Genomic DNA, 11,249 nt, shown 5'->3' on the forward strand with positions numbered 1-11,249 from the left:
TCGGCTATTGTGCAACGCAACAAAGGTGAGGACCGTCGTGGCCAAGCAACCGAAAAGCTCCAAACCTGGTCCCGTCGCCAAGCGCGCGGCCAAGGCGCCTATCGTCAAGCCGCGGGTCAGCGTTGCGCGCAAACAGGCTGTCGCCGCGTCCGCCCCTGCGCCTGAACCGGCTGTATTGACCGCGACGCAGGCGTTGAACGCCGCCGCCGCCGCGACGGGTGAGGCGGTCACGCCGACGCCCAAGCCCAAAAGGACCTATACTCGGAAGGTCGTTCCCGTTCCTGCCGTGGCGAAGGCTGCGCCGGAACCCAAGATTGCTGCACCGACGGACATTCCCGCCGTGGCGGCGCCACTCCAGGAAGAAAAGACCCCGGAACCGGTCGTAGAAGCCGCTCTGGTGCAAGCAGAAGGAAATGCGATGATGACGGACGTTATTGAAACGACGAAGAAGATCACCGACGAAGCGAAGGCGAAGCTTGAGAGCGCATTCGCCGAATTCAACCAGAAGGCGAAGGCCGGCGTTGAAAAGTCGACCAAGGCGCTCGGTGAACTGAGCGACATTACCAAGGGCAATGTCGAAGCGTTCGTCGAATCCGGCAAGATCGCTGCGAAGGGTGTTGAGGCGATGGGCCAGGACGCCGCCGAATATGGCCGCAAGAGCTTCGAGAAGGCCACTGCGACGATGAAGAGCTTCGCTTCCGTCAAGTCGCCGACCGAATTCTTCCAGCTTCAGAGCGAACTGCTGTCGACCACTTTCGACGCCTTCGCCAAGGAGACCGCGAAGAACAGCGAAGCCATGCTGAAGCTGGCCGGCGACGTCGCCCAGCCGATCAGCACGCGCGTTTCGCTCGTCACTGAAAAGGTGAAGTCGCTCGCGGCCTGATCGCAGGACTTTCCATATTGACGAAGGGGCGGCCTCCCGGCGACGGGACGGCCGCCCTTTTGCGTCCGGTGCGTTCCGAACCGGCACGACTATACGGGAAACGGGTCGGATTAAGCGGGTGAAATGCGTGCGCTGCCTCTTGCGCCTCACCCATGACTTGCCATATTCTTGTCCGGCATGAACAGCATTGGCATCAATAACGGCCGCTTCGCGATGATGGCGGAGCGCAAGGACGACGAAGATGGCGCTGGCGGTCCCGGCGTCGGCATCGCCACGCGCACCCGCGCCCGTACCAAGAAGCCGTCGCTCTACAAGGTGTTGATGCTGAACGACGATTACACGCCGATGGAATTTGTCGTACATGTCCTCCAGCAGTTTTTCCGCATGGATATGGAGGAGGCGACCCGCGTCATGCTTCACGTCCATCAGCGCGGCGTCGGCGTCTGCGGCATCTTCAGCTATGAGGTCGCGGAGACGAAGGTGAACCAGGTGATGGACTTCGCCCGGCAGAACCAGCATCCCCTGCAGTGCACGCTGGAAAAGGCCTGACCTTTTTGGGCCGTCATCCTGACGAAAGTCGGGATTTACCCGGAACACCCTCCGGCTTCCGTCCAGAGCCTGTCCTGATCGGCTACAGATATAGCGTGTTCCTGCGCAGGCGGAAGCACGCACCCGTCCGCACGGGCAAAGGCTGACCTTCCCTCCCTTTTCGCACAGGTCTCGTACGAGTCCTTGATCGCGGGCGCATAGGCTGCTGAATTGTCAGCAGTAGGGCCGTTCATGGACCCGGCGCCCCCGGAGCGTTCCGGGAGACCTGCTACGTCCGGTCCATGGGCAACTATATTGCTGTGCCGTGAAGGCTGCGGCCCGCCCGGACGGGCAGACGGGAGCTTACCAGAAGACCGTCGCGACGATCACGGCCGCCATGCTGGACAGATAGGCGAGCGCTTCGGTGACGAGCTGGCGCAGCGGATAGCGGGATTCCCCAACGGTGAAATCCGGGTCGCTTTCGATCCATGCGATGGCGCGGTCATTATATGCGCGCCAGCTTTCGCCGATGCGCGGTTCCAGCCCGTCAACGGTGACGACGGGGCCGTCTTGCAGGTCGATCAGGTCGGGAAATGTCATGATCGTCACGGTGCCACTCCCCCTTTTCTGCAAGATTTCACAAATGTAGCGCGTCTCTGAAGGAAAGTCGCGGACGAAATGCATTTTCTCTTGCAAAATTTTCCGACTCGCATCGCCCACCTCAGGACCGGCGGTCCCGCCATTGTGCTTTCCGGTGATCGGCGGCATTCTGCGGCTATGCGCACGACATTCGATCAGGCTTCCGTCCGGCTCTATTTTCTCGACGATGGCGGGGAGGGCGGCTCTGCCTACACGCTATTCTACGGCCCGCTGGCCGAGGCGCTGGAGATTGCCGCGCAACAGCCGGAGGAGGTGCAGGCCGGTCTTTATCTGGCGACGGAAAATGACGTGGTGGCGTTTCTCGACCTGACCGAGGGATGACCGGGCGGCTGCAGGGCGCGCGGAGGCCGGAAAATCGCCGCCAATGCCCCCGGAAACCGGCATATATCTTATCCAGGTTAAGGTCTGGATGATCCGCATACGAATAGGCTTCCCCTTTGGCATTTTCTTGCCTTAAGGATCGGGTGATGAAGGCCCCGACACTGTTACCCTTGGACAAGGACAAGCATTTCGGGCGGCTTGTCATCATTTTCGTCAGCGTCGGATTCATCGCCATTTTCGCCGCCGGGCTGGCGGCGGCGTTCGCCGTGCAACGCAATAGCGAACATACCGCCTGGCTCATCCACACCTATGACGTCGAACGCGCCATCGGCCGCGTGGATTCAGCGGTGCAGAGCATGCGTTTCGCCCGGCGCGGCTATCTCTTGGATCGCCGCCCGGCCATCCGGGAGGATTATGCCGAGGCGCGGGGGGATCTGCAGCGGGCGATTGATCGCGTCGCTGAACTGACCCGCGACAACGCCATGCAGCAACGGCTCATCCCGCAAGTCCGCGCGCTCGCGCGGGAGATGGATGCCATGCTGCTGTTCACCATGGCGGAGGCGGATGCCGGGCGGATGACGGGCATCGGCCGGCGGGCGGGCGATGCCGGTTCCGCCGACGTGTCGTCGCGGATTCAAAAAGCGACCGCCGCGATGCTTGCCGAGGAGCAGAGATTGCTGGGTCAGCGCGTGCGGGCGCAGCAATCGAGCATCACGTTGTTCTATTGGGCGCTCGGCCTGGGCGGCATATTGCTTTTCTTTGTGGCGATCGGGTCGGTGGCGACGATCCGCCATTATACCTCCGGCCTCATGCGCTCCCGCAACCAACTGCGCGTGCTGAACGAGGATCTGGAGGGGGCGGTGCGCGTCCGCACGATCGACCTCCAGCGCGCCAATGATGAAATCCAGCGCTTCGCCTATATCGTGTCGCACGATCTGCGCTCGCCGCTGGTCAACGTCATGGGTTTCACGGCGGAACTGGACGCGGCCACCCATTCGCTCCGCGCGCTGATCGACCGGGCGGAGGCCGAAGCGCCCGCCATTGTGACGGAGGAAGCCCGCCTCGCCGCGCGGGAGGACTTGCCCGAAGCCATCGGCTTCATCCGCACATCGACGCAGAAGATGGATCGCCTGATCAACGCGATCCTGCGCCTGTCCCGCGAGGGCCGCCGCACGATCGCGCCCGAGACGCTGGACATGGTGGGCATGTTCCAGGGCGTCGCCGACACGTTGCGCCACCGGACGGAGGAAGTCGGCGCGACCATCAGGATCGCCGATGATCTGCCGCCGATGGTCAGCGACCGTCTGGCCGTGGAGCAGATCGCATCCAACCTTGTCGAAAACGCCGTGAAATATCTGCGCCGGGACAGGCCGGGCATAATAGAAGTCACAGGGCAGCGGCGCGGCCTTCGCGTCTTATACCAGATTAAGGACAATGGCCGGGGAATTGATCCAAAGGACCATGAACGGGTGTTCGATCTGTTCCGCCGGTCGGGGGAGCAGGATCAGCCGGGCGAGGGGATCGGACTGGCGCATGTTCGCGCTTTGGCCTATCGCCTCGGCGGAACCATAACCGTCGCCTCGCAACTGGGGGAAGGCGCGGTGTTTGAAGTCAATCTGCCGGCGGTATTCGCCGGCGCCGGGGAGAAAGACAGATGAACGGTCAACAGCCGGTCAACATCGTGATGATCGAGGATGATGAGGGTCATGCCCGCCTCATCGAAAAGAATATTCGCCGCGCCGGCATCTCCAACGCGATCCGCCATTTCGTGGACGGCACCTCCGCGCTCAAATATCTGTATGAGGATAGCAGCGGCCCCGCACTGAACGGCCCGGCGCTGATCCTGCTCGACCTCAACCTGCCCGACATGAGCGGCACGGACATCCTGGCGAAGATCAAGGGCGAAGGCCCGTTGAAGCGCACGCCCGTCGTCGTCCTGACCACCACGGACGACAAGATCGAAATCCAGCGCTGCTACGATCTGGGCTGCAATGTCTACATTACCAAGCCTGTGAATTATGAAAGCTTCGCCGATGCGATCAAGCAGCTCGGCCTGTTCCTTTCGGTCATTCAGGTGCCGGATCTCGATTCCGATTAATGGCTGACGCGCCGCACATCCTCTACATTGACGACGACGAGGGTTTGCGGCGGCTGACGCGCCGTGTCCTGGAACGGCGCGGCTATCGCGTGGAACTGGCGGAAAGCGGCGCGCAGGGTGTGGCGATGGCCGCGGAAACCGCCTTCGATCTTGTCGCCGTCGATCATTATATGCCGGGGCAGGACGGCCTCGCCACCCTGGCGCAGCTCCGCGCACTGCCGTCCCCGCCGCCGGTCATCTATGTCACCGGGTCGGAGGAAGGCCGGATCGCCGTCGCCGCGCTGAAGGCCGGGGCCGTCGATTATGTCGTCAAGACGGTAGGCGAGGATTTCTTCGACCTGCTCGCCAGCGCCATTCAACAGGCGCTGGTCGCCGTGCGGCTGCGCGTGGAAAAGGAACAGGCGGAGGCGCAGCTTCGCGCCAGCAACGACCGGCTCCAGGCGTTGCTGGGGGAAGTGAACCACCGCGTCGCCAACAGTCTCCAGCTTGTGTCCGCCTTCGTCCATATGCAGGCGCGCGCCCTTGCCGACGATAACGCCCGCGCCGCGCTGGAGGATACGCAGCGCCGCATCGCCGCCATCGCCCAGGTGCACAAGCGCCTCTACACCACCGATGACGTCGAGACCGTGGATATGGAGGAATATCTCGGCGCGCTGATCGCGGAGCTGGAGCAAACCTGGTCGACGCCGCTGTCCCGCCGCACTCTGCAGCTTGTCGCCGAACCGCTGAAACTCGCCACGGACAAAGCGGTCGCGGTGGGCATCATCGTCAATGAGCTGGTCAGCAACGCCTGCAAATATGCCTATGACAGCACGACACCCGGCGAGGTCCGCGTGCTGCTGAGCCGCGAGACGCCGGACAGCTTCCGCCTGCGGGTGGAGGATGACGGGCGGGGTATGCCCGCCGATGGAGTTGCTATCGGCACCGGGCTTGGCTCCAAGATCGTGCGGGCGATGGCCGACACGCTGCGCACCGCGATAGAGTTCGACACCGGCGCGCCGGGCACGCGGGTGTCGCTGGTCGCGGGGCTTTAGGCGAGCTGCTCGGTCCCCAGTTTCGTCACCCCCGACTTGATCCGGGGTCCCGCTTGTTTCCATCGTCATGCCAGCGAAGGCTGGCATCTCAGGCGAGGATGCACCAAGCTGCCCCAGATGCCAGCCTTCGCTGGCATGACGGTTTTGGTTGCCGGCCGCTCGAATGAGCCGACCTGTAAATCATCAGGAAGAAGCCAGCTTCCCCGTAACTGGCGAATGGGCGGCGTCCAGATAGGCGTCGACGATCGCCGTCCATCGCGCATAGCCGAGCGCATTCATGTGTAGGCCGTCAACCGTGTAGAACTGCTTGTCGGGCAGGCCGTCGTTGGTCAGCAGTGACTTGCTGACGTCGAGGAAGTCGAAGCTCTTGCCGGTCATCGCCCGCGCCTTCACCATTGCGTTCACCGCCGCCATCCTGGCCCACAGATCCTCGCGCAAAGGACTATGCTTCATGGAAAGATAGGCGATGCGGGCGTGCGGGAAGTCCGTCCGGATCTTGCCCAGCAAGGTCAGCACATCGGCCGCCACCAGATCGGGGCTTCTTCCTGCGGCGATGTCATTTTCGCCGACATAGACGATAACGCTCTCCGGCTGGCACCCGGCGATCACCTGGGGATAATAGTGCAGGACATCGGGCGTCGTCGCGCCGCCAAAGCCGCGATTGACCGCATCGATGTCGGGGAAGCTGCGCGCGACATTCCACAGGCGGATGCTGGAACTGCCGACGAACAGCGCATCGTCGTCCGCCGCCCGTCCCGCGGCCTGCTGGCGCGAAAATGCCTCGATCTCCGGCGCGAAGCGCGCAAAGCCGTCCGCCGCCGGAACGCCGCCAATGGCTGCGGCCGGTATCGCCAGCATCATCGCGGTCAGAAAATATCTCATGCCTGTGCCCCGTCCGACATCGTGGTCATAGCACGATAACGGGCGGAAAGGCATGGGATTTAAAGGCAGGGGATTTATCGGCCCAGCATGGATATTTCCCTTTCGCATTCGACTCTATCGCATCCTGAATTTCCCCTATATGTTCCCAATTGTCCCAAATCGGTACATAGTGCCTGCGGGACAGTCGGGGGTCCGAGGGGGATATGCCGATGCAGTCGATCGTCGATACCGTCAGCCTGCCGCTATTCTATAATCAGCTCGCGGCTCTGGACAGCGTCGTGCATGACGGGTTCCGGTTTGAACCGGTCAGGCGCCCGGCCGACCTTTCGCGGCAGAATGTCGTGCCCCTGCTGGGGGAGGAATTTGCGCCGGCCGGCCGCTTCTATCCGGTCGTGTTCTCCTCCGGCGACAGGCCGGTTCCGATTGCGGTGATGGGCCTCGACACTGGCGAGAACCGCTTTGTCGATGCGCAGACCGGGGCCTTCCCGCGCGGTCTTTACGTCCCCGCCTATGTCCGCCGTTACCCTTGGCTCCTGGCGCACAGGCCGGGGGACGGGGAACTCATCCTGTGCTTCGATCCGTCATCCGGCGTCGTCCGGGCAGGGGGCAAGGGCGGTTATCCCCTGTTCGCTGACGGCGGCCCCAGCCCGGCCCTGTCCCGGATCATCGCCTTCTGCCACACTTTTGAGGCCGCCGCCGCCCGGACCGAAAATCTGGTCAGGCATCTGATGGAGCTTGATCTGCTCAAGGATGCGGCGCTCGATATCCGCACGGAAATGCTGGCGCATGCGCCCGCCTATGCGGGGTTCCGGATCGTCGATGGCGCGCGGTTGCTCGACCTTGCGCCCGCCCGCCTGCGCGACATGGCGCATGACGGGACATTGCAATGGATTCACGACCATCTGAAGTCGCTGGACCTTATGGAAACGCTCTACGGAAAGCGGCGCGGGCGGAGGCCCGCGCGCATCGCCAGGGCGCTGAGATCGGCGGTCAGGATCGCGAATGTCGCCTGATATCCGTGGCGGGCTGGCGAACCCGTTCACAAATCGCAAACGGCCTGGTCGCGGAATCTTAAGGGTCGGGCATTAGCCGCAATCGCCCAACACAGACTTTTCAATAGGGGTGGAGTTATATGATGAACCGCAACAAGGTCCGGCTGTCGACGGGCATCATGAGTGGCGCGGTTGTTTTCGCCCTCGCCCATCCCTCCATTGCCGAGGCCGCTTGCGCGACCGATCCCAACACCGTCACCTGCACCGCCGCCGGCAACACCGCGTCCAGCGTGAACACGGCCGTCGGCTCCATCACCCCTCCCAATGTCTCGCTCGTGCTGTCGGCTGGCTCTACCGTCGTCGATGACGGCCCCGGCGCGATCATCGTCGGCCCGGCCTATACCGGCGCGGTCACCTTCACCAATGGCGGCATTGTCGGCACTAACGTCAATCCCGTCGATTTCCGCTACACCGGCGATACCGCCACGGCGACGAACAGCTTTACCGGCATCAACAGCACCGGCGCGGAGATTTTCGGCGACGTGCTGGTGGACAGCGTCGGCGGCGCGACCTCCTTCCAGAATGCGGGAACGGTCAGCGGCCGTATCGACCTGTCCGGCCAGGGCGCCGTCAGCGCCGCGATCGACGGCATCGTGACGCGCGACGTCGACCTTCGCTCCGCGCTCGGCGACAGCAGCGTCACCCTGACCGGCGAAGCGCGCGAAGGCGTCTCCGCCATCAGCCGCGGCACGAACGGCAGCGTTTCCACCTACACCATCACGGGCGGCACGGCCTCCATCGTTATCCAGTCGTCCGCCGCGATGACCGCCGCGCAGACCCCCGCCGTCGTTTCCGGCGACATTTATGCGATGGGCCGCGCCGGATCGTCCGTGTCGATCAGCGCGGGCAGCCGCGTCCTCACCGATCCCGGCCTTGGCGGCACGATCGGCCTCGATGGCCTCAGCGCCGACATGTACGACATCACGCAGAGCGCTACATCCGACCCGTCCGGCACGGGCAGCGCGACCAGCAACTATTTCGCCCGCGCCGTCGGCGGTCCCTCGACCTTCACCAATGCGGGCATCGTCGGCGGGGCCAGCGCGACGCTGACCGGTGGCTATTATGATGCGCCGGTGGAAGTCTATGTCGACAGCGCCACGCAATCCACGGCGACCAACAGCGGCACCATCTATGGCGACGTCGCCGTGTATGCGCTGGGCGGCACCTACAGCCGCGTGATCCAGAGCACGGGCACCAACAACCCGCCAACGCAGGTCGACCAGACGACGGAAGTCTATGTAAAGACCGCTGCCCCGGCCTCCTTCGTCAACAGCGGCCTGGTTGGCGGCAATGCTACGATGACCGCGACGCAGGGCACGGCGACGAACAGCGGCGTGATCCGCGGCGGCGTCTATCTCGGCTCCTCGGCGCAGCATTATACGGCGGTGGACAATGTCATAACCGCGCTGGGCGCGACGCCGCTGGTGCAGACCTATAGCTTCGCCCAGAACGGCTTCGTCGGCGGCGCGGACGGCGGCAACGCCATCCTCGTGCGCGGCGCGATCGAAGGGTCGAGCTATGGCGTCGATAGCGCGCTGATCCCCAATGGCGGCCCGCTGATCAGCAACACCATCGTCGCGACACTGAACCTGAACGCGGGGTCGGTGACGGTCGGCAACGTCTCGGCCGAACATGACGCCGCGACCGGCGCGCGCTATACCCAGACCACGCTGAACCTCAACGGCAACGGCTATCTCGGCCTGTCCAACGCCGACAGCGCCCGGCGGCAGGAAAGCGCCGCCGCGCTCGCGCCCTTCGCCGCAACCGATCCGCTGCTGAACACAACGGACGTCGCCTCCACGCTGTCTGGGGCCAGCTTCCTGACCGCCGGATCGCGCATCCTGGGCGTCGACACAGTGGCAAAGACCGGCACGGGAACCTTCGTCATCAACGGCGCGGCCTTTGTTCCGGGCGGCACGCCGACCTGGACGATGGATGTCGGCAATTTCGCGATCAATCAGGGCGCCGTGCAGCTCGACGTCAATGGCGGGTCGAACCTGTTCGGCATTCGCGGCAATGTCTCCAATGGCGCGACGCTGGTCGTCGGCCGCCTGCAATCCGCCAACGCCAACGGCATCGCCACGGTGGACGGCATCAGCGCCTATGTCCGCGGCAACTTCGCCCAGTCTGCCTCCGGCACTTTGGTCATGGGCGTCACCCCGGTCGTGCAGACCTCCGGCACTTCGGGCGGCGTCGCGCTGGCGCAGGTCGTTCCCGCGATCACGCCCGGCATAGTCTATTCCTCGCCCAGCTTCATCACGGTTGACGGCAATCTCTCGCTCGCCGGCACGGTGAATGTGGTGACGGGCAGCAACGGCCGCTTCATCGCGGGCACGCGCGCCGACCTGTTCGATGTGTCGGGTACTGTCGGGGTGACGGCCGATGCGATCGCCAATGGCGTCAACTCGCCCTTCCTCGACCTGATCTTCCGCGAGCGCGCCGGCGCGCCCGGACGCACGATCGTCTCGGTGGAGGTGCAGCGCCAATCCTACGCCACCGACGCAGCCGACCTGAATGTCGTGGCGGTCGGCCATGCGCTGGACGCCATCCTGCCGACCGTGTTCGCCCGTCTGGAAGACCCGGCCTTCACCGGCAACCCCGCCAATGCAGCGGCAGTCTCCAATCTTCAGGACATGGCTGATGTGCTGAACGCCCTCGACGCGCAGCTTGACGAGGATCAGATCGCCGAAGCGATGCAGGAACTGGCGAGCGGTGAGTTCTACGGCTCCATCGCTGCGATCCGCACGACCGATCCGTTCGGCGACTTCACCCGCTACCTGCCGCGCGCGATGGGCAAGGGCGGCCTCAACATCTGGCTCAGCCCCAACGGCAATTTCGTCCGCTACGGCCGCAACGTCCCCTATGGCGCGTCGGCGACCCGGACGCAGAATTATGGCGGCTCGGTCGGCCTCGGCACCACCACGGCGGGCGGCGTCAGCCTGGGCCTTGGCTTCGGCTATGGCGACATCGACATCAACGCCCGCCGCACGCCGGAACGGGCCGACGCCAACACCTATATGGTCGGCGGCTTCGCGCAGGGACCGGTCGGCGCGATGAACATGGGGCTACAGGTCGTCTATGGCTGGAGCGACTGGACCGTATCCCGGCCCATGCCGCTGCTCGGCCGCACGGGGCAGGCAAAGTTCGACAGCACCGAACTGCGCATCCTGGGTGAGATCAGCCATGTGTTCGACCTGGGCGGCATGGACATCGCACCCTTCCTGCGCGGCGACGTCCGCCACTACAGCTTCGACGGCTTTACGGAGACCGGCGCGGGCGGCATCGGCCTGATCGTCGAAAAGCGTTCGCACACCTATTTCAGCCCGGAGGTCGGCGCACGGCTAGTCGGCAATATGGAAAGCAGCGGTGCGACGCTGCATCCGGAAGCGTCCGTATCCTACACGCTGCACGGCGGCGTCGGCGGCAGCCGCGACATGGCCTTCATCGCCGATCCCACGACGATCTTCCGCCTGCAGGGTTCCGACCCCGACGCCTTCTGGACATTCGGCGCCGGCCTCGCCGCGGAGATCGGCAACAAGACGGCGGCCTTCGCCCGCGGCTTCTACTCGACCGGCGGCGGCCAGCAGGGCGCGGCCTTCAACGTGGGGATCCGGGTGGGCTTCTGACCCGCCAGCCCAAAAATACGTTCGCTCTGAGCCTGTCGAAGGGCTGTCCTTTTCTGTGAAGTAAGGGTCGGGCTTCGACAGGCTCGGCCCGAACAGATTATCTCAATACAGCGTGCTCCTGCGAAAGCAGGAGTCCAGTCCCGCCGTCCGAACTGGGCTCCTGCC

At 64.2% G+C, this 11,249-nt stretch carries 10 protein-coding genes; 8 read left to right on the forward strand and 2 right to left on the reverse strand.

The window, feature by feature from the left end; genetic code table 11:
- The first annotated feature begins 37 nt into the window (after positions 1-37).
- The gene (locus KFK14_RS03185) at positions 38-883 is read left to right on the forward strand and encodes a phasin family protein (protein ID WP_212609848.1); all 846 of its coding nucleotides are present in this window, start codon (positions 38-40) and stop codon (positions 881-883) included.
- Between the two features lie 213 nt (positions 884-1,096).
- Positions 1,097-1,432, forward strand: a complete 336-nt coding sequence (gene clpS / locus KFK14_RS03190) for an ATP-dependent Clp protease adapter ClpS (RefSeq protein WP_425516679.1) — start codon at positions 1,097-1,099, stop codon at positions 1,430-1,432.
- Positions 1,433-1,774: 342 nt separating this feature from the next.
- Here clpS and KFK14_RS03195 read toward each other — a convergent pair whose 3' ends face one another.
- Positions 1,775-2,020 (reverse strand): hypothetical protein, encoded by a 246-nt coding sequence (locus KFK14_RS03195; RefSeq protein ID WP_212609849.1) that lies wholly within the window; start codon positions 2,018-2,020, stop codon positions 1,775-1,777.
- A gap of 168 nt (positions 2,021-2,188) precedes the next feature.
- Between KFK14_RS03195 and KFK14_RS03200 the strand changes: the two genes are divergently transcribed.
- The 4 genes from KFK14_RS03200 to KFK14_RS03215 all read left to right on the forward strand — a co-directional run bounded on the left by KFK14_RS03200 (position 2,189) and on the right by KFK14_RS03215 (position 5,524).
- Entirely contained in the window at positions 2,189-2,392 is a 204-nt protein-coding gene (locus KFK14_RS03200; RefSeq protein ID WP_212609850.1) for a hypothetical protein, read from the forward strand.
- A gap of 146 nt (positions 2,393-2,538) precedes the next feature.
- Entirely contained in the window at positions 2,539-4,050 is a 1,512-nt protein-coding gene (locus KFK14_RS03205) for a sensor histidine kinase (protein WP_212609851.1), read from the forward strand.
- On the forward strand, positions 4,047-4,490 hold the full coding sequence (locus KFK14_RS03210) for a response regulator (protein WP_070154432.1): 444 nt from the start codon (positions 4,047-4,049) through the stop codon (positions 4,488-4,490). The genes KFK14_RS03205 and KFK14_RS03210 overlap by 4 nt, the downstream gene beginning before the upstream one ends.
- Positions 4,490-5,524 carry a sensor histidine kinase gene (locus KFK14_RS03215; protein WP_212609852.1) on the forward strand — a complete coding sequence of 345 codons (1,035 nt, stop codon included), beginning with the start codon at positions 4,490-4,492 and terminating at the stop codon, positions 5,522-5,524. Before KFK14_RS03210 ends, KFK14_RS03215 begins: the two co-directional genes overlap by 1 nt.
- Positions 5,525-5,707: 183 nt before the next feature.
- Here KFK14_RS03215 and KFK14_RS03220 read toward each other — a convergent pair whose 3' ends face one another.
- A complete protein-coding gene (locus KFK14_RS03220; protein ID WP_212609853.1) occupies positions 5,708-6,406 on the reverse strand; it encodes a GDSL-type esterase/lipase family protein in 699 nt (232 codons plus the stop codon).
- Between the two features lie 209 nt (positions 6,407-6,615).
- On the opposite strand from KFK14_RS03220, the gene KFK14_RS03225 reads away from it, so the two are divergent.
- Together KFK14_RS03225 and KFK14_RS03230 are read left to right on the forward strand one after the other, a co-directional pair.
- On the forward strand, positions 6,616-7,419 hold the full coding sequence (locus KFK14_RS03225) for a SapC family protein (RefSeq protein WP_212609854.1): 804 nt from the start codon (positions 6,616-6,618) through the stop codon (positions 7,417-7,419).
- Between the two features lie 119 nt (positions 7,420-7,538).
- A complete protein-coding gene (locus KFK14_RS03230; protein WP_212609855.1) occupies positions 7,539-11,084 on the forward strand; it encodes an autotransporter domain-containing protein in 3,546 nt (1,181 codons plus the stop codon).
- Positions 11,085-11,249: the final 165 nt, after the last annotated feature.

It is taken from the genome of Sphingobium phenoxybenzoativorans (assembly GCF_018286635.1).
GTDB lineage: Bacteria > Pseudomonadota > Alphaproteobacteria > Sphingomonadales > Sphingomonadaceae > Sphingobium > Sphingobium phenoxybenzoativorans.